This window comes from Lacisediminihabitans sp. (genome assembly GCF_036569425.1).
Classification (GTDB): Bacteria; Actinomycetota; Actinomycetes; order Actinomycetales; family Microbacteriaceae; genus Lacisediminihabitans.
On sequence record NZ_DATCQQ010000014.1, the window covers coordinates 1 to 18,520 of the forward strand.

Consider the following 18,520-nt stretch of genomic DNA (forward strand, 5'->3'; position numbering starts at 1 on the left):
GCTTCACCTTAAGCAACCCCCACCCACAGCCCATCCCGAGCGCGGGTCATCGCCACGTACAGCTCCCGGCGGTCGAGCTCCCGCCTCTCGCTCTCGGCCGAGTCGAGGCCGAGCGGGGCGGCCTCGAGCAGCCGCAGGGGAGTGCGCACGACGAGCACCTGCTTGAACTCGAGGCCCTTCGCGCGCTTGATCGTGCCCACCTTGACCGCGTCCACAGGTTTGCCGTCGTACTTGAGAAGCTCCACAGTGCGAACGCCCGTACTGGCGAGGGCCTTGATCACGTCGGTCGCTGCGTAGTTGGTGTGGGTCAGGATCCCGATGTCTCCGGGCCGGGTTCCGGCCGCGAGCAGGGTCCGTACATGCTCCACGAGCGATCGATCGTGGCCGGAACGGGAGGTGAACCTGGTCACCTTCGGCTTCGTGCCATGCCGCATGATCTGCGCCGGCAGGTCCGCCTTTGACATCAGTCCCTCGATGTCCACGAACTCGTCGCCGGCCACCAGGCTCGCTGCAAAGTCGGCGATCCCACGGTGTTGCGGTAGTTCCTGGTCATGATCACGCCGCGGCCGGCAATGGAAATACTGGCCTCGGAGAGGGTGTAGCCGCCGGGATAAATCGTCTGCTGGCCATCTCCGATGAGGTTGAGGCCGTCAGCGCGGTCGCCGACAACGGCATGCAGCATCCGGATCATCGCGCAGCTGAGGTCTTGCGCCTCGTCAACGACGACAGCGCTGTAGCCCTCCAGCGGAGTCTTGCGCAGCGACTGCTCCGCGAGCAGGATCACGTCGGCGAAGTCGTTGACGCCGCTCGCGCGAAGCGCGGCATCATACGCGGTGTGCAACTCCCACACCGCGAATCGGTTCTCTGCCGTGAGCCCGCGGCGGCGCCCAACCCTGGCGAGCGTCGCATACTGCTCGAACCGAGTGAGGCCGCGCCCCTTGATCACGCAAAGAATCTCGTCCTTCCAGTAGTCCGAGCGGCTGTCGATCCGTCCAAGCGGGCCATCCTTCGCGACGGCACGCCACGCAGCGTCGAAGCACTGATCGGCCCTCTTCGAATCCAGGGAGTATGGGATTCCGCGGGCCTTGAGCACGCCAATCGCGAAGGCGTGCACACCCGTGAACTCCACCCGGTCGGCGATCTCGGGCGCCATTCGCGAAAGGAGGGACGACAGCACGTCCGGCAGCGTGCGCACGAAGGTGGTGACCAGCACCTTGCCGGGCCGGGTGCGGGTGATGTACGCCGCGCGGTGCAGGCCAACGACGGTCTTGCCGGTGCCGGCGGCGCCGCGGATGCGCGACGGGCCGTTGAACGAGCGACGCACGAGGCGAGCCTGCTCAGGATGCAGGAACGCCATCCATTCTTCGATCGGTTTGGCGAGGATGTTGGCAAGCAGCGCTTCCTCGATCTCCTCAACCGTGATCAGTGCCTGTTGCAACGTCGTGGGCACGATCGGTGCAGGGAGGGTGAGCTCCATCGGCTGATCGCTCATCGCGTACGGAGGGAACAGCTGTTCGACGGCCGACAGGGCGGTCGCAATCTGCTCGGAGGTGAGCCGAGGGCCGCGGCCGACGAGATAGTCAATTGCCTTGTCTTCGCCGACGAGGTCGACGCCGTTGACTCGGCTGCGGATGCCGCGCTGGTTCATGAAGACCGCGACGACCCGAACCTCACCCGGGGCGAGCCCCACGTCGGCAAGCGCTGCCTCGGTCGTGGCGGCCAGGCTGGAGATTCCGTCGAAGCGATCGGTGACGTCATCCTGTCCCTGGAACACCCGATCCGCTGTGACGTGTAGCTCAGCCCAGGACTTGGCATCCACGATGCAGACTCCGGTCGGCCCCACCAGCACGAAGTCCACCTGCGCCTTGCGCGAATTGGGCCAGAGTCGGTCGGTCAGTACGTGGTATCCCATCTCAGTGAGGGGCTCGAGCATGGAGCCGAGTCGCGTCTCGGTCGCCTCGGCGGCGGAGTATCGGCGGTGCATCTCGCGCGCCTTGAGCGCGATGAACTCGGCCTGTTCGGCCTGCGCCTTGTACCGGGCGGCCTCATTGGCCGCCGAATGTCCCGCTGCCATTGTCGGCCTCCATCGTCGCGCCGGAGTGGTCGCGCCCCATCGTCGCGCCGGCCGGCGACCACATCCTCATCCTTGCCGAGTGAGGAGCCCTCGTCTATCGCCCGTTCGGGGGCGGCTGGTGCACCCCGCACCCGCCCGAACAGCGGCTCTCTCACTGCATCCACGGGGCGAAACGGAAGCGGTTTCTCTCCTCTCCTCCACAGGGGAGATCGGGCGAAGTTATCCCCTGCCAAAATCATTAAAATAGCTGATCAAAGCCACTATTTAACTGGATATTCTGGCGTCAAAGTGGGAGAATATAGCCATGACATTGACCCTCTCAACCCCTCGGGAAGCGGCCATGGCCGCGACCGATGTGTGGGCTGTTCCGGGGGAGCAGAACGGGCTCAATCACGGGTTCGGAAGTGGAGACGCGGGCGAATCCCGCATGCTCGAAGACCTCGAGAGCGCCTTCGCCGAGCGGCGGCTCATCGACGCGAAGATCACCCGACTCTCGGTGGATGCCGGCGAGATGATGAAGGCCGCGCGAGCCGTCGAGGCACCACATGTGGCGCAGTCGAGTCGCAGCGTGGTCGAACTCCTCGTCGACGTCGGTCGCATTTCGCGAGTGGAAGCTCATCGCTACTACCGCGTCGGGGTTGCGACCGAACAGCGCTCGACTCTTCTGGGGCAGCCTCTTCCCATCGAATACGGTGTGGTGCGTGGTGCGCTGGATGATGGCAGCATTCCGTTGGACTCCGCGAACTACATCATCTCCGCTCTTGCACAAGCCGCCCCTCGGGCCGACACCGCCGACCTTCTTGCCGCCGAGGACGCACTCGTCGCCTTCGCCCGGGAGTGCCCGGCAGACCTGGTGCGCAGGGTGGCGAACTCGTGGCGCGAAGCGCTCGACGTCGACGGCATAGAGCCCCGGGAGGAAGCCCTCGCGGCGCTGATCTCCTTGCGCCGCACCATCCGCCCGAATGGCATGAAGCGGTACATCATCGATGCCGACCCGATCGGTGCCGCCTATCTGGATGCTGCAATCGACTCGCATGTGGGGGCGAACATCCGCCGCCCACGCTTCGAAACCGACAGCCCAAACTTAGACAACGCAGACACCGACAACGCAGACACCGACGCAGACGCAGATGACGCGCTCATCGCCCAGCGCAGCATCGCGCAGCTCGGCGCCGAGGCGATCTTCGAGCTCGCCCGACACGGCATCGCCTGCACCAACACGGAGATCCCGATTCGGGCGACCACGATCGTGGTGCGGATGACGCTCGAGTCCCTGCTCAGCGGGCTCGGTGAAGCGAACATCGATGGCATCGAGCAGCCGATCTCAGCGGGAACCGCCCGCCGGCTGTCCGCGGAAGCCCAAATTATCCCCATGGTTCTCGGCGGAGACAGCCAGGTGCTCGACCTCGGCACCAGTCAGAGGCTGTTCAGCACGGCGCAGAAGATCGCCATGGGCGAACGTTTCGGCGGCTGCGCCTGGCGCAACTGTCAGCTACCGCCCAGCCATACCGAGGCTCACCATGTGGTGTGGTGGGGCCACTCGGGTCCGTCGGATCTCCGCAACGGCATACTGCTCTGCTCGAAACACCATCACGAAGTCCATCGCAACAACTGGATGATCGAGGTTCGCGGCGATGTTCCGTGGTTCATCCCGCCATCGACAATCGACCACCGGCGCACTCCTCGCCGCGGCGGAAAGCCACCGCGACCAGCGCTGTAGGCCGTCGGCAGACCGACAGCTCCTGCAGATCGGGCAGACCCGGCGGGCCCAGCAGATCCGGCAGACCCAGCAGACCCGGCAGACCCGCCAGACCCGCCGCGCGCGACCGCGCCCGCCACCCCTATTGCGCCACGTACCCGCCATCCACCAGGTGGTAGCTGCCCGTGATGAACGAGGCGGCATCCGAGGCCAGGAAGCAGACGAGCGCCGAGACCTCCTCCGAGGTGCCGAGGCGACCGAGGGCGTGCTTGCCGGCGAGGAACTTCTGCGTGGCGTCATCCAGATTCGCGTCCACGAGGGGAGTGTGAATGAACCCAGGACCCACCGCGTTGGTGCGCACCTTCTTGGCGCCGTACTCGAGGGCCGCGTTCTGGGTGAGTCCGAGCAGGCCGTGCTTGGCGGTGACATAGGCGGAGGAGGAGGCGAAGCCCACGGTCCCGAGAATGGACGCCATGTTGATGATGGATCCGCCACCGTTCTCCGCCATGGAGGGCAGCTGCTCCTTGAGGCCGTAGAAGACGGCGTTGAGGTTCACCTCGATCACCCGGCGCCAGCTCTCGAGCGAATAGTCGCCGATCAGTGCCTGCTCACCGCCGATGCCCGCGTTGTTGACCGCGATGCGGAGGGGCGCGAGCGCGTTCGCGTCGGCCACGCAGGCCACGGCGAAGTCGGGGTCGCTCACGTCGCCCACGATCTTCTCGGCCGTTCCGCCCGCCGCGCGGATCTCGTCGACCACGGCCTGAGCCGGTTCGGCATTCAACTCCGCCACGATCACCGATGCGCCGTTCGCCGCGAGTTCGAGCGCTATCGCGCGTCCGATGCCCGAGCCCGCCCCGGTCCCGATCGCCGAGCGGTGTGCCACGTCGTAGGTTGCCATCTGATGCTCCCGTTCTGGTTGTTGGGACTCCAGCCTGGCCCCGGCGCGGCGGGTGGCGATTGAGGCTTTTGGCCCTTCTTTGGCGGGCGGATGCTCGGCTCCTGGTGCTCGTTCCGGGGTTCTCGGGGTGCCGTCTTCTCCCCTGCGGTCGCTGCCGCCGCCTCGGTTTGCCGCGGGCTCCCATCCTCCACAGGCGCCGCCGGCGCTCCGTTCTACACAGGAAGTGCTGGTCAGAGGCGGGTTGCCGACTTCAAATGTCGGTGGTCGGTGAGACGATGTGAGTATGAACAGTCCGACGGCAGCACCGACGATGAGCGTGAATGCGCTCACCGGTGAGATCGGTGCGCCTGACTGTCTCGGTGCGGCCGGCTGTCTCGGTGCGGCCAACAGTCTCGGTGCGCCCGACTCTTCGCTCGGCGCGCTGACCGACTCGGAGCTGCTGCACACCCTCGAGGCCGCGTTCGCGCGGCGGCACGAGATCGACGCCGAACTCGTGCGGCTGGCCAGCCAGGTGGTCGAGCGATCGCGGTCGTCGCTGGGGCCAGCCGGCCTGGCATCGCGCCTGGGCCAGACCAGCCCCGCCGCTCTGTTGACCGACATCGGCCGTATCCCGTCCGACGAGGCCTTCCGCCTTTGCCGCGTGGGGGAGGCGACGGGCACGCGAATGAGTCTGGTCGGTGAGCGGATGCCGCCTCTCTATCCGGCGCTCACCGAAGCGCTCGCGGCGGGCGGCATCCCGGTCGCCTCGGCCAACTGGATCGTGTCCGCCCTGTCGCAGGTCGCGCCCCAGGCGCACCCCGACGAGTTCGCCGAGGCGGAACGGCAGCTCGCCGCGCACGCCGCAGACCGCTCGGCGGACGAGATTCGCAAGCTCGCCACCCGCTTTCGCGACATGCTGGACGTCGATGGCATCGAACCGCGCGAAGAGGCCCTCGCGCAGCTGTGTTCGCTGCGTCGGATCGTCCGCCACAACGGTATGAAGCGCTACGTGATCGACCTCGATCCGCTCGGCTCGGCGCACCTCGACGCGAGCATCGACGCGGCGGTGACTCAGGCGATCCGCAGCGTGCGATTCGAGGGCGGGGAGGGGCCGGATGCTTGCGGCGACGACCGCGAGCAGCTGCCAGACCCGCGCACCCTCACCCAGATTGCCGCGGCGGCGATCGTGGAGATCGCGCGTCATGCAAACTCGTGCACGAGCACGCACGTGCCGGTGCCGTCGGCCACTATCGTCGTGCGCATGACGCTCGAATCGCTCATGAGCGGCCTCGGTGAGGCGCACATCGACGGCATCGAGCAGCCCATCTCGGCCGGCACGGCGCGACGGTTGGCTGCGGACGCCCACCTCATCCCGATGGTGCTCGGCGGCCCGAGCGAGGTGCTCGACCTGGGCGCGTCCCGACGGCTGTTCAGCCGGGCCCAGCGCCTGGCGCTCGCAGAACGGGACGGCGGATGCGCGGTGCGCGGCTGCCACCGCCCGCCCAGCTACACCGAGGCGCATCACATTCAGTGGTGGTCGCACACCAAGCGAACGGATCTCGACAACGGGATACTGCTCTGTTCGAAACACCATCACGGGGTGCATCGCGACGGCTGGGGAATCGAGGTGATCGACAACGTCCCGTGGTTCGTTCCGCCCTCGAGCGTCGACGTGCAGCGGACCCCGCGTCGAGGCGGCAGGTTGCCCGAGCCGGAGCTGCCCGAGCCCGAGTTGCCCGAGCCCGAGTTGCGGGGGAGGAGTGTGCCCGGCCAGTCGCCGCCGCCGTGGACGCAGTGATCCGCCCGCCGCCGCCCGCCCTGCCGCGACCTGCCCAGCAACCGCCCCACCACTTCACCGAAGCCCGGCACGCCGCACGCCGGGAATGGATCCCGGCCCCCGCGACTTTGACGTTGGGTAGCGCAATGATGTTGAGTACCGCATCGACCAGCAGCATGCACCTGCAAGGGGACCACGAGTGAGTTCGACCGTCACACGCGCCGACATCGGCTTCCGCTCCGAACGCGGACCGATCCTCATCGCGCTCATGGTCACGACCGGCCTCGTCGCAATCGACTCGACCATCCTCGCGACCGCGGTCCCCTCGATCGTCAAAGACCTCGGCGGCTTCTCGGAGTTCCCCTGGCTGTTCTCCATCTACCTTCTGGCCCAGGCCGTGTCGGTGCCCGTCTATGCCAAGCTCTCGGATGTCGTGGGACGCAAGCCCATCATCTTCATCGGCATCGGCCTCTTTCTGCTGGGCTCGATCCTGTGCGGCTTCGCGTGGAGCATGCCGGCCCTCATCGCGTTCCGCGTGGTGCAGGGCCTCGGGGCCGGCGCGGTGCAGCCGATGGCCATCACGATCGCCGGCGACATCTACACGGTGGCCGAACGGGCGAAGACGCAGGGCTACCTCGCGAGCGTGTGGGCGATCTCCTCGGTGGTGGGCCCGACCCTCGGCGGAGTGTTCTCGCAGTACCTGACCTGGCGCTGGATCTTCTTCGTGAACGTGCCGCTCTGCATCCTGGCGGTGTGGCTGCTGCTCAAGTCCTTCCACGAGAAGATCGAGCACCGCACGCACAAGGTCGACTACCTCGGCGCGACCCTGCTCACGGTGTCGCTGAGCCTCCTGATTCTCGGCGTGCTCGAGGGCGGACGCGCCTGGACCTGGAACTCGCCCCAGAGCATCGGCGCCTTCGTGGCGGGCGGCCTGCTGCTCGTGGCGTTCGTCTTCGCCGAGAAGCGCGCGGCGGAACCGGTGCTGCCGCTCTGGGTGTTCTCCCGGCGCCTGCTGCTCACGACGGCGCTCGTCTCGGTGGGCGTTGGCGCGATCCTCATCGGCCTCACCTCCTACGTGCCCACCTATCTGGAGCTGGCCATCGGCACGACACCGATCGTCGCCGGCCTCGCCCTCGCGGCGCTCACCATCGGCTGGCCGATCTCGGCGTCGCTGTCTGGACGCCTCTACCTGCGGATCGGATTCCGCAGCACCGTGCTCATCGGGATGACGCTGGTCGTCGCCGGCGCCGCCGTGCTCGCGGCGTTCTCCCGCACACCGATGCTCGCCGTGGTTGCCGGCAGCTGCTTCCTGATCGGCCTCGGCCTGGGTCTCGTGGCGACCCCGAGCCTCATCGCCGCCCAGGCGAGCGTCCCGTGGAACGAGCGTGGCGTCGTCACCGGCACCAACCTGTTCTCCCGTTCGATCGGCAGTGCCGTGGGTGTGGCGATCTTCGGGGCGGTGGCGAACGCGATCTTCGCCGCGTCCGGTGGGAGCGAGAAAAACCCGGCAACCGTGATCGCCGCCTCGTCGAGCGTGTTCATCTCGGTGGGAATCGTGACGCTCGCGACCGTCGTCGCCGCCCTCACCATGCCTCGCAAGACCGTCGAGCTGGCGGACCAGGCGCCGGCCGGCGAGACATCGGGTTGAACTCCGTTCGGACCGCACTTAGTCGCGAGTGTGCACCCGGTAGACGAGCACGGGGATGAGCACGAGCGACCGCAGGTCGATAAGGGTGTGAGCCACGATGGCGGCGAGAATGCTGCCGGTGGCCAGGTAGAGCAGCATGAGCGCGCCGCCGATCACGATGGACCCGATGATGCCCGCCACGCCCTGGTACACGTGCAGGGCGCCGAAGAGCAGCACGCCGCCCGCCACCGCGACCACGGCGTTGCCGAACACCCCGAAGACGAGGGCGGGAACGGCGAGTCGAAAGAGCAGTTCCTCCACGACGCCGGCGTTGAGCGACAGCGCGATGCCGTAGCGAAGCTCCTTGCGGTCGCGGGGGAGCAGGGCGCTGATGTCGCCGATCGTCGGCACATCCACGGTCTTGCGCGCGAGGTAGACGGCAAGGATGGTTCCGCCGACGAGCGCTACGGCCACACCCACCGCGAGGCCAGGCACGAGCCCGTCGGACCGCTCGACAACGTCCGAGAACCACACGGACAGGGGCCACCGCCGAACCTCGGCGAGGAGCCTCGGCGGGTACTGCCAGACGAGGGCGAGAATCACGATCGACGCACCGCCGAACATCACGAACGAGTCGATGAGCCACTTGCGGAACATCCGCCGACGGCTCTGGGAACTCCGATAGCGCTTGAAGCGCGAGTATTCGCGGCGATCCTTGCGCACGGCCCGCACGATGAGCAGCGCGAGCAACGCCCAGAGCACGCCCACGAGGATCAGCGAACTGGTCGGGGAATCGGGCGAGAGCACGACCCATTGTCTCCCGGGCAGGTTGGCAGCCCCGCTCGCTGGTGCAGGATTGGAGGCATGACCGATCAGCCGACCAGCCCGCCGCATCCGAAGCTCGACGAACTGATCGCGGTGCTCGCCCGACTTCGCGCGCCGGGTGGATGCGCGTGGGACGCCGAACAGACCCACGAGTCCCTCGTGCAGTACCTCATCGAGGAGACCTACGAACTCGTCGACGCGATCGAGGGTGGCAGCCGGGAGGAACTCATCGAGGAGCTCGGCGACGTGCTCTACCAGGTGATCTTCCACTCCGACATCGCCTCGGCGAGCGATGGCGAGCGGTTCGACATCGAAGACGTGGCCGCCCAGATGACCGCGAAGATGATCGGACGCCACCCGCACGTGTTCGGCGACACGGTCGCGGAGACTGCCCAGGACGTGATCGCGGTGTGGGATGACGTGAAGGCGGTCGAGAAGTCGCACCGCACGAGCGTGCTCGACGGCATCCCGCTCGGCATGCCGTCGCTCGCGCTCGCCGACAAGCTCATCGGCCGCGCCCAGAAGATCGGCGTGATCGAGGCTGACGCCCCCGCCGTGATCGGCGTCACCGATGAGGAGGAGCTCGGCGGCCTGCTGCTCGCGATCGTCGCGTCGGCGAAGGCGAACGGGTTGGACGCCGAACGCGCCTTGCGCGTGACGCTGCGCGGCCTGCAAGACGAGATCCGCGAGGCGGAGTCCGACCCCTTCGACGCGGGCATCATCGGCACCGCCGGCTAGGGAATCCGAGACGAGTGGGTGGTGCCCCCCTCAACCCGAATGAGAGGGGCACCCAGCCCGGGAACCGTTTTCGCTGGGAATTCCACAGTGAAATGGTTGCACCGGACTCAGGTCCGTGGATTACCCGATCCACAGACCTGGTCATGAATCCGGGTCAACATAGACCCGAACGTGATTGTCGGCCGCGCGGTTCACCACCGGATTGGTATCGACGATGTGACTTCGCGTGCGCCAAAATCGAGTGTAGCCGCCGCCGCAGCAATAGACAAACGTGCGTTATGTTAATCGCGTGGCGCGCAAACCCGACCCGGAACGCAAGCCCGCCCTGCTTGTCCAGATCGTGGACTTTCTGCTCGACAAGCCGCTCTCCGCCCTCACCTTCCGCACCCTCGCGAGCGGGCTCGAGGTGAGCACATACACGCTCGTCTATCACTTCGGCACGCGCGCGGACCTCGTGCGCGAGGTCGTGCTCGCCGTCTCCGAGCGCCAGGACCTCGTGGTGGCCGCCGTCCGGAGCGAGTCGGGCGGCCTCAAGGAGCACCTCGCAAACCTCCGCCAGTCCTGGGAGCTCTCGCTCACCGAGCGAAGCCGGCAGTTGCGACGCCTCGAGTTCGAGGCGGCAACCAGCGAATCCCGGGAACACGGGCTCGGCCAGATCACCCGCGGACTGTTCGACCGCTGGTTTTCCACGGGGGTCGACGCGCTCGTGCGGATGGGCATCCGCCAGGAGGAGGCGACTCTCGAGGCGCGAACCATGGTGGACACTATCTACGGGCTGCACTACGACCTCATGGTGACGGTGGATGCCGAGCGGGTGTCCGCCGTGTTCGCGCGAGTGCTGCGCGGCTACGAGGCTCGGATCGCGGCCCTCGTAGCCGAGGGCGCCGCGGAGGGCGCCGAGGGCGCCGCGCCGACCGAATAGCCGCTCGCCGGCCCTGCCCGACCCGAGGCGGCTCCCGTGAAACAATCGACTCATGGCCAGCCCTGTGAACCCTCCTCGCGGCATGCGCGACTTTCTGCCGGCCGAGAAGGCGCGACGCGAGCACGTGCTCTCGGTGATCCGGAGCGTGTTCTCCACCCACGGGTTCGACGAGATCGAGACCCCCGTGATGGAGGATTCGGCCCGGCTGCACGCCGGTCTCGGCGGCGACAACGAGAAGCTCGCCTTCGGTGTGCTCAAGCGCGGACTCACCACCGAGGACTTCGCCGCGGCGAAGGATGCCCTCGACCTCGCCGACCTCGGCCTGCGCTTCGACCTCACGGTGCCGCTCGCGCGGTTCTACGCGACCCACCGGGCCGAGCTGCCGACCGTGTTCCGGGCCATCCAGATCGCGCCGGTCTGGCGGGCCGAACGTCCCCAGAAGGGTCGCTACCGCCAGTTCGTGCAGTGCGACATCGACATCATCGGCGAGGCCGGCCCGCTCGCCGAGATCGAACTGCTCACGGCAACCGCCGCGACCATGACGGCCCTCGGACTGGCCGACTGGACCATCAGAGTCAACGACCGGCGACTGCTCATCGGCATGCTCGACACCTTCGGCTTCGCCGCGGCCGACCACGACTCGGTGCTCGTCACAATCGACAAGCTCGACAAGGTGGGCCAGGACGGGGTCGTCGCCGAACTGCGAGCCAAGGGAGTGGATGCCGCGGCCGTCGATGCGCTCGACGCCTTCTTCCGCCGCCCCCAGACCCTCGAGTACCTGTCGTTCGGTGAACGCGCGATCGCCAAGGCCCTGCCGCCGGACGCGGACCCGGCCGTGATCGCCCAGCTCGCGGCCATCGGCCACGCCGTCAACGCCGGCCTCGGCATCACCCCTGCCGACGACACCACCGCGGCCGACGGCACCATCGCGGTCGACGGCGGAGTCGCCTCCTCGGTGGTGGAGTTCGACCCGTTCCTCGTGCGCGGCATGGGCTACTACACCGGCACGATCTTCGAGATCGCGCACCCGTCATCCTCCAGTTCGCTCGGCGGCGGTGGCCGCTACGACGGCATGATCGGCCGGTTCCTCGGCTCCGACGTGCCGGCGGCAGGCTTCTCGATCGGCTTCGAACGCATCGTCGACCTCGTCGAGTTGCCCGCAGACATCGGTGTCGGCGGTGTCGCCCTCCTGTACGACAGCGACGTGTCGGCCACCACGCTGATGCACCTCAAATCGGAGCTCATCGCGAGCGGCCGGCGGGTGAGGCTGGAGCGTGCCCCGCGCAACATCAAGCCGCTTCTCGAACGGCTGGTGGCATCCGGTTTCACGGAGATCGCGACGGTGCCGAATGGCGCCGTCACCGTGGCCGAACTGAAGTTACGCAAACTCGGCGCCGAGTAGGATAGCGAACGCAAATCCCCCAACGTTAAGGAGTCCCGTCGTGGCTTTGATCGAAGCAGTAGGCGCCCGCGAAATCCTCGATTCCCGAGGCAACCCGACCGTCGAGGTCGAGGTGCTGCTCGAGGACGGAATCGTCGCCCGCGCGGCCGTTCCCTCCGGCGCCTCCACCGGCGCGTTCGAGGCCTACGAGCTTCGCGACGGAGACAAGAAGCGCTACGGCGGCAAGGGCGTGCAGAAGGCCGTCTCGGCCGTCATCGACCAGATCGGTCCGGTGATCGAAGGCTTCGACGCCACCGACCAGCGCCTCATCGACGCCGCCCTCATCCAGCTCGACGGCACGGAGAACAAGAAGAAGCTCGGCGCCAACGCGATCCTCGGCGTGTCCCTCGCCGTGGCCAAGGCCGCGGCAGACTCCGCCGACCTCCCGCTGTTCCGCTACCTCGGCGGACCGAACGCCCACACCCTTCCTGTGCCGCTGCTCAACATCATCAATGGCGGCTCGCACGCCGACAACGACATCGACGTGCAGGAGTTCATGATCGTTCCCCTGGGCGCCGAGACGTTCAGCGAGGCCCTCCGCTGGGGCGTCGAGACCTACCACTCCCTCAAGTCGCTCCTCCACTCGAAGGGCCTGTCGACCGGCCTCGGCGACGAGGGCGGATTCGCGCCGAACCTGTCGAGCAATCGCGAGGCGCTCGACCTCATCGCCACCGCGATCGAGCAGGCCGGGTTCACCCTCGGCACCGACATCGCGCTCGCGACCGACGTCGCCGCGACCGAGTTCTACAAGGACGGCTCGTACCACTTCGAGGGCAAGCAGCTCTCGGCGCTCGACCTCACCGCCTACTTCGCGGACCTCGCGGCCAACTACCCGCTCGTGTCCATCGAGGACCCGCTGCAGGAGGACGACTGGGAGGGCTACCAGCACTTCACCGCCGAACTCGGCAAGAAGGTGCAGATCGTGGGCGACGACCTCTTCGTCACCAACCCGATCCGCCTGCAGAAGGGTCTCGACCTCTCGGCGGCCAACTCCATCCTCGTCAAGGTGAACCAGATCGGAACCCTCACCGAGACGCTGGATGCCGTGGCCCTCGCCCAGCGCGCCGGCTACACCGCGATCCTGTCGCATCGCTCCGGCGAGACCGAGGACACGACCATCGCGGACCTCGCGGTCGCGACCGACTCCGGCCAGATCAAGACGGGCGCCCCCGCCCGCAGCGAGCGCGTGGCCAAGTACAACCAGCTGCTGCGCATCGAGGAGGAGCTGGGCGACGCCGCGGTGTATGCGGGACGCAAGGCGTTCCCGCGCTATCAGGGCTAGAACTGCGCGGGCTAGAACTGCGCGGGCCAGAACTCCGCGGGCCAGAACTCCGCGGGCCAGAACTGCGCGGGCCAGACCAGAGCCCGGGCATGCCTGACCGAGTTTCACGGCGGGCACGTTTAGGCTCGAGAGTATGACGAAGCAGGCTCGAGGCACGCGCGTGCCCACCACGCGCGTGCCCGTGAGCATGCCGGAAGAGAACGCGTCCGGGCAGTGGCTCCGCAGCATCCGTCTGTCCGGTTTCGCCATCACCGCGCTCAGCCTCATCGTGCTCTTCGTGGTCGTGCTCGCCCCGTCGCTGCGGATCTTCATCGACCAGCGCCAGCAGATCGCGGCCCTCGAGTCGCAGAACGCGGCGGCGAAGGCCGCGGTCGGCACGCTCAACGAACAGAAGGCACGCTGGGACGATCCGACCTACGTGGAGTCCCTCGCCAGGCAGCGGCTCAACTACGTGATCCCCGGCGAGTTCAGCTACCTCGTGATCGACGACGGCAAGACGGCCACCGCGCAGAGCGGGCAGCCGATCAGCGACAAGATCCAGACCACCCAGGTGGACTGGCTCGGTTCGCTGCTGTCGTCGGTCTTCACCGCCGGACTCACGGATGCCCCGGCGAACAAGATCGTCGCACCGGTGATCACCGGCAGCCAGTAGAGAGCACCATGACCACACCCCCCTTCGAGCCGCCAAGCGCCGCCGACATCGCCACCGTGTCGCGCCAGCTCGCCCGGCCGGCTCGCAACGTGATCGGAATCGCCGCGCGCTGTGTCTGCGGCGCGCCCACCGTGGTCGCGACGAAACCGCGCCTCGACGACGGCACCCCGTTCCCCACGCTCTATTACCTGAGCCACCCGGCGGCAACCGCGGCGATCTCCACCCTCGAGGCGAACGGCGTGATGACCGAGCTCGCGGCGCTCCTCGCCGACGAGACGGTCGCCGCCGCCTACTTCGCCGCGCACGAGGCGTACCTCGCCGACCGCAACGGCATCGAGTTCGTCGCCGAGATCGACGGCATCTCGGCCGGTGGAATGCCGGAACGGGTGAAGTGCCTGCACGCCCTCGCCGGGCACGCCCTCGCGGCCGGTCCTGGGGTCAACCCCATCGGGGATCTCGCGCTCGAGCGGGCGGACTGGTCGCCGACGGTGTGCGAGTGCGCACCGGAGCCGTGAGACTCGGCCGCACGACCGTCCGGGCCACGGGTGCTAGGGCGCTGCTGGCGGTGGCGGTGGCGCTGCTCGCGGTGGCGGCATCCGTCCTCCCGGCCGGCACGGCATCGGCGGACCCCATTCGGGACCGCGAATACTGGCTCTCCACCTACGGCATCACCGCGGCCTGGTCGACCACCAAGGGCGCCGGCGTCACCGTGGCGGTGATCGACACGGGGGTCGACGGAAGCCATCCCGACCTCACGGGAACCGTCGTCGGCGGCACGGATGTCTCGGGCGTCGGCTCCCCGGACGGCCAGAAGCCGATCGGCGAAGATCCGCAGCACGGCACCATGGTCGCGTCGCTGCTCGCCGGCCACGGGCACGGCGCGGGCGCCGGGGTGATCGGGGTCGCGCCCGAGGCGAAAATCCTCGCCGTGTCGGTCGGCTTCGGGGTGGGCTCGACGAACTCCGACGACCAGATCGCCCAGGCGGTGCGCTGGTCTGTCGACCACGGCGCATCCATCATCAACATGTCGCTCACTCGCAATACCCTCGACTGGCCGACCAGCTGGGATGATGCCTTCCTCTACGCGATGAAACACGACGTGATCGTCGTCGCGGCCGCCGGCAACCGGGGGAGCGGCACCACCGAGGTGGGCGCCCCGGCGACGATGCCCGGGGTGGTCGTCGTGGCCGGCGTCGACCGCAACGGCAAGGCAAGCTTCGACGCGTCGTCGCAGGGGATCACCCTCACCGTGTCCGCACCGAGCGAGGACCTCGTCGGTGCCGGCCCCGGCGGCGGGTACTTCCAGTGGGCGGGAACGAGTGGGGCCACACCGCTCGTGTCTGGGCTGCTCGCCCTCATCCGGGCGTCGCATCCGGGTCTCGACGCCGGAAACGTGATCAACCGGCTCACGGCGACCGCGACGAAGGCCGGCGACTCGATCGTCTACGGCAGTGGGCTCATCAACGCGCAGGCCGCAGTGACCGCGACGGTTCCCGCGGTGAAGGACAATCCGGCCAACGACCTCGCGGAATGGATTCGGCTCAACCGGCGGGCGGCGGCGACCGCGATCCCCGCGCCGACCCCCACTCCGACCCCGTCGTCCACCCCGACTCCCGTGGCGTCTGCCCAGAGTCCGTTTGGCAAAGTCTTGCCTTCGGTTGCCGCGCTGAGGGACCTCGGCGTGCCTCTCCTGGTGTACGGAATCTTCGCGATCCTGCTCGTCATAGTGGTTCGCGGGGCCCGGCGCGAGTTCGAGCGCACCCGACGCAAGTAGTAGATTGTAGGTCGTGCCCAAAATCTTGATCGTTGGCGGCGGATACGCCGGTTTCTACACGGCCCTCAAACTCGAACGCGCTTTGCGCCCCGGCGAGGCGGAGGTCACCATGGTCGACCCCCTGCCGTACATGACCTACCAGCCCTTCCTGCCCGAGGTGGCTGCCGGTTCGATCGAGCCGCGTCACGCGGTCGTGTCGCACCGCAGGCACCTCGTCAAGACGAACGTCGTCACGGCGAAGGTCACCAACATCAGCCACGCCACCAAGACCGCGACCATCACGCCGGCCGTGGGCGAGGCGTGGGACGTCGAGTACGACATCATCGTCGTGACCGCCGGTTCGGTCTCGCGCACCTTCCCGATCCCCGGTGTCGCTGACGAGGCGATCGGCCTCAAGAACATCGAGGAGGCCGTGGAGATCCGCGACCGCATCCTCGGCAACTTCGACAAGGCAGCCAACCTCCCGGCCGGCCCAGAGCGCGACCGCCTGCTCACCTTCACCGTCGTCGGTGGCGGCTTCGCCGGCATCGAGGTCTTCGGCGAGATGCGCAGCCTCGCGAGCTCGCTGCTGCGGTACTACCCCACCCTCACCTTCGATGACACGCACTTCCACCTCATCGAGGCCATGGGTCGCATCATGCCGGAGGTGTCACTCAAGACCAGCCTCTGGGTGATCAAGAACCTCGCCCAGCGCGGTGCGGAGATCCACCTCGAGACGCAGCTCACCTCCGCCGTCGGCGGCAAGATCGAGATGTCGAACGGGCAGACCTTCGAGACCGACCTCATCGTCTGGACCGCCGGAGTCATGGCCAACCCCGTGCTGCGCAACACCGACCTCCCCATCGAGGAACGCGGACGCCTGCGCGTCGCGGCGGACCTGCGCGTGATCAACGACGACGGCGTGGTGCCGGATGCCTGGGGCGCCGGCGACGTCTGTGCCGTCCCCGACCTCACCGGTACCGGTGTCGGCGGATTCACCGTGCCGAACGCCCAGCACGCGGTTCGCCAGGGCAAGCGGCTTGCCAAGAACATCATCGGCCAGCTCCGCGGCGACGAGCCCAAGGAGTACTACCACAAGGGTCTCGGCGCCGTCGCGGGCCTCGGCCTCGGCATCGGCGCGTTCCAGTCCGGCCGGTTCGCCGTCACTGGCCTGCTCGCCTGGTTCATGCACCGCGGCTATCACGGCCTCGCGGTTCCGATGTGGGAGCGCAAGATCCGCGTCTTCGGCAACTGGGTCCTCAACTTCTTCTTACGTCGCGACATCGTCTCGATCGAGGCGCGGGTCACTCCGCGTCACGCGTTCGAGGAGTTCGCATCACGGCCCAAGGTTCCCACGGCGTAGGTTTTCGGCTGCCGACGGCCTAGTCTGGCGATGCTTCGCCCCCATAGCCCAATCGGCAGAGGCAGACGACTTAAAATCGTCCCAGTCAGGGTTCGAATCCCTGTGGGGGCACTGCGCCCGACGAACAAAAAACGCGGAATGCCGGGGCTAAATCGGGTATCGGCCCTCCCTGCTGGCGTCCCGTGCCCACATTTTGCCCGTCTGAATTCATCGCGTGGGCATTGAGGGCGACTGCAACACCATCCAGGTCATCATCGAAAAGGTCGGCGTAGGTGTCGAGGGTCATGCTCGCGGAAGCGTGACCGAGCATCCGGTGCGCTGCTTTCACGTTCGCGCCGGCGCTGATCGCGAGGCTGGCGGCGGTGTGGCGTAGGTCGTGAGGGGTGACCCGGGGAAACTCAGAATCGACCTTTTGTGCTGCCTTCACCGCCATCACGAACCATCCATCGTGGGCCGGGGGCGTGGAAACGTGCACTGTGCCTCCGCCGAAGAGCAACTGGTCGGCTGACTTGCCCTCCGCTGCCTTCGCAAGGTGGAAAGTCAGCAGCTCGGGAAACGGCACCGAACGTGTGGAGTGCGTCTTGGGAGTACCGACAACGATATGTCCACCAACCCGCACTGCGTTCTCTTGCACGGCAAGGCGGCGACGCAACGGATTGAGATCTTTGACGCGCAAGCCGACCGCCTCGCCCCAACGAAGCCCGGTGTAGGCGAGGGTGAGCACGAGGGTGCTCTTGTCGCCCGAGTGTTCGGCCATCAGACTCACCCGGTCATGCGTGAGGTACACGTGTGGCTTCTTCTTGCGGGGCAAGGCGACGCCTCGCGCAGGATTCGACGAGATGCGCCGATCACGTAAGGCGACGTCCAGAATTGCTGCCATCACGCCATACGCGCGGATGACCACGGTCGCGCTGCGGGCGCCAGCGCCGTGAGCCGTCTTTGCGTCGCCCGTCGCGAGCTGCGATACCCAGGTTTGCACCTCACTGTGGCGAACGTCGCCTACAGGTACGTCTCCCCATACTGGCTCGACGTACAGCCGCCAGGCGATGTCGATTGCCTCACGCGAAGATGGCTTCAAGTGTGTCTGGGATTTGAGCCAAACATTACCGAGTGACCGGATGTTCGCCTTGGACGCAGTAGCGTCGACAAAGTCACCCCGCGCTTTGCTGACCTCGATCGAGGCTAGAAAAAGTTCTGCCTCACGTTTCGTCGTGAAGCCGCGCTTGTCGGTCTGAGCACGGTCAGGCTTTCGGTACCTCACTCGGTAGCGCTTACCCGCGGTGGTGGCATACGAGGTGATCGATCCCACAGGAACTCATCACGGCGGTTGTCCAGCTGGGGCTTGAAGCGTCACCCGTCTGATCCGGTTTCAGATTACGTCAGCCGCTGTGTCGCCGCCGAGTTTGGCTACTAGCGACGGATACGACGGGCTTCGCTAATCAGAAATAGCCCAGCCTGCCGACTTGAGGTACGCCGCAAGCCTCGCTGCT

General features: G+C 67.3%; 16 protein-coding genes and 1 tRNA gene. 12 read left to right on the forward strand and 5 right to left on the reverse strand.

From position 1 onward, the window contains the following. Nucleotides 1–8: 8 nt before the first annotated feature. Together VIM54_RS01335 and VIM54_RS01340 are read right to left on the reverse strand one after the other, a co-directional pair. Nucleotides 9–464, reverse strand: coding sequence for a 3'-5' exonuclease (locus tag VIM54_RS01335; protein ID WP_331898503.1), 456 nt, complete (start codon nt 462–464; stop codon nt 9–11). Further along, entirely contained in the window at nt 464–2,074 is a 1,611-nt protein-coding gene (locus tag VIM54_RS01340; protein ID WP_331898504.1) for a nuclease-related domain-containing DEAD/DEAH box helicase, read from the reverse strand. Before VIM54_RS01340 ends, VIM54_RS01335 begins: the two co-directional genes overlap by 1 nt. Nucleotides 2,075–2,378: 304 nt before the next feature. Between VIM54_RS01340 and VIM54_RS01345 the strand changes: the two genes are divergently transcribed. After that, complete coding sequence (locus tag VIM54_RS01345; RefSeq protein ID WP_331898505.1) at nt 2,379–3,794, forward strand: HNH endonuclease signature motif containing protein; 1,416 nt, start codon at nt 2,379–2,381, stop codon at nt 3,792–3,794. 121 nt (nt 3,795–3,915) lie between these two features. Here the strand turns inward: VIM54_RS01345 and VIM54_RS01350 are convergent, their stop codons facing one another. Beyond that, nucleotides 3,916–4,671: an SDR family NAD(P)-dependent oxidoreductase gene (locus tag VIM54_RS01350; protein ID WP_331898507.1), complete on the reverse strand. Its 756-nt coding sequence runs from the start codon at nt 4,669–4,671 to the stop codon at nt 3,916–3,918. 283 nt (nt 4,672–4,954) lie between these two features. Between VIM54_RS01350 and VIM54_RS01355 the strand changes: the two genes are divergently transcribed. Further along, entirely contained in the window at nt 4,955–6,448 is a 1,494-nt protein-coding gene (locus VIM54_RS01355) for an HNH endonuclease signature motif containing protein (RefSeq protein ID WP_331898509.1), read from the forward strand. 247 nt (nt 6,449–6,695) lie between these two features. After that, a complete protein-coding gene (locus tag VIM54_RS01360) occupies nt 6,696–8,075 on the forward strand; it encodes an MFS transporter (RefSeq protein WP_331898667.1) in 1,380 nt (459 codons plus the stop codon). A gap of 18 nt (nt 8,076–8,093) precedes the next feature. Here VIM54_RS01360 and VIM54_RS01365 read toward each other — a convergent pair whose 3' ends face one another. Continuing rightward, nucleotides 8,094–8,861 carry a CPBP family intramembrane glutamic endopeptidase gene (locus tag VIM54_RS01365; protein WP_331898511.1) on the reverse strand — a complete coding sequence of 256 codons (768 nt, stop codon included), beginning with the start codon at nt 8,859–8,861 and terminating at the stop codon, nt 8,094–8,096. Nucleotides 8,862–8,918: 57 nt separating this feature from the next. Between VIM54_RS01365 and VIM54_RS01370 the strand changes: the two genes are divergently transcribed. From VIM54_RS01370 to VIM54_RS01410, 9 genes are all read left to right on the forward strand, one after another. Then, complete coding sequence (locus tag VIM54_RS01370; RefSeq protein WP_331898513.1) at nt 8,919–9,617, forward strand: MazG family protein; 699 nt, start codon at nt 8,919–8,921, stop codon at nt 9,615–9,617. A 289-nt stretch (nt 9,618–9,906) separates the two neighbouring features. Next, nucleotides 9,907–10,539: a TetR/AcrR family transcriptional regulator gene (locus VIM54_RS01375; RefSeq protein WP_331898515.1), complete on the forward strand. Its 633-nt coding sequence runs from the start codon at nt 9,907–9,909 to the stop codon at nt 10,537–10,539. A 52-nt stretch (nt 10,540–10,591) separates the two neighbouring features. Next, nucleotides 10,592–11,941, forward strand: a complete 1,350-nt coding sequence (hisS, locus tag VIM54_RS01380) for a histidine--tRNA ligase (RefSeq protein ID WP_331898517.1) — start codon at nt 10,592–10,594, stop codon at nt 11,939–11,941. Between the two features lie 40 nt (nt 11,942–11,981). Beyond that, nucleotides 11,982–13,262, forward strand: a complete 1,281-nt coding sequence (gene eno, locus VIM54_RS01385; RefSeq protein ID WP_331898519.1) for a phosphopyruvate hydratase — start codon at nt 11,982–11,984, stop codon at nt 13,260–13,262. Between the two features lie 133 nt (nt 13,263–13,395). Continuing rightward, entirely contained in the window at nt 13,396–13,914 is a 519-nt protein-coding gene (locus VIM54_RS01390) for a septum formation initiator family protein (RefSeq protein WP_331898521.1), read from the forward strand. A gap of 8 nt (nt 13,915–13,922) precedes the next feature. Beyond that, a complete protein-coding gene (locus VIM54_RS01395) occupies nt 13,923–14,429 on the forward strand; it encodes a DUF501 domain-containing protein (protein WP_331898523.1) in 507 nt (168 codons plus the stop codon). After that, the gene (locus tag VIM54_RS01400; RefSeq protein WP_331898525.1) at nt 14,411–15,688 is read left to right on the forward strand and encodes a S8 family peptidase; all 1,278 of its coding nucleotides are present in this window, start codon (nt 14,411–14,413) and stop codon (nt 15,686–15,688) included. Before VIM54_RS01395 ends, VIM54_RS01400 begins: the two co-directional genes overlap by 19 nt. Nucleotides 15,689–15,701: 13 nt before the next feature. Then, entirely contained in the window at nt 15,702–17,030 is a 1,329-nt protein-coding gene (locus VIM54_RS01405) for an NAD(P)/FAD-dependent oxidoreductase (RefSeq protein WP_331898526.1), read from the forward strand. A 37-nt stretch (nt 17,031–17,067) separates the two neighbouring features. Beyond that, nucleotides 17,068–17,141 (forward strand) — tRNA-Leu (locus VIM54_RS01410). Here the strand turns inward: VIM54_RS01410 and VIM54_RS01415 are convergent. Continuing rightward, nucleotides 17,116–18,339 (reverse strand): tyrosine-type recombinase/integrase, encoded by a 1,224-nt coding sequence (locus VIM54_RS01415; protein WP_331898527.1) that lies wholly within the window; start codon nt 18,337–18,339, stop codon nt 17,116–17,118. The two genes, VIM54_RS01410 and VIM54_RS01415, sit on opposite strands and share 26 nt — an antisense overlap. Nucleotides 18,340–18,520 lie beyond the last annotated feature (181 nt).

Bases quoted from the DNA above. Each gene is read 5' to 3' on its own strand.
- VIM54_RS01335 (WP_331898503.1), bottom strand. From the start codon at position 464: ATGTCAAAGGCGGACCTGCCGGCGCAGATCATGCGGCATGGCACGAAG.
- VIM54_RS01340 (WP_331898504.1), bottom strand. From the start codon at position 2,074: ATGGCAGCGGGACATTCGGCGGCCAATGAGGCCGCCCGGTACAAGGCG.
- VIM54_RS01345 (WP_331898505.1), top strand. From the start codon at position 2,379: ATGACATTGACCCTCTCAACCCCTCGGGAAGCGGCCATGGCCGCGACC.
- VIM54_RS01350 (WP_331898507.1), bottom strand. From the start codon at position 4,671: ATGGCAACCTACGACGTGGCACACCGCTCGGCGATCGGGACCGGGGCG.
- VIM54_RS01355 (WP_331898509.1), top strand. From the start codon at position 4,955: ATGAACAGTCCGACGGCAGCACCGACGATGAGCGTGAATGCGCTCACC.
- VIM54_RS01360 (WP_331898667.1), top strand. From the start codon at position 6,696: ATGGTCACGACCGGCCTCGTCGCAATCGACTCGACCATCCTCGCGACC.
- VIM54_RS01370 (WP_331898513.1), top strand. From the start codon at position 8,919: ATGACCGATCAGCCGACCAGCCCGCCGCATCCGAAGCTCGACGAACTG.
- hisS (WP_331898517.1), top strand. From the start codon at position 10,592: ATGGCCAGCCCTGTGAACCCTCCTCGCGGCATGCGCGACTTTCTGCCG.
- VIM54_RS01390 (WP_331898521.1), top strand. From the start codon at position 13,396: ATGACGAAGCAGGCTCGAGGCACGCGCGTGCCCACCACGCGCGTGCCC.
- VIM54_RS01395 (WP_331898523.1), top strand. From the start codon at position 13,923: ATGACCACACCCCCCTTCGAGCCGCCAAGCGCCGCCGACATCGCCACC.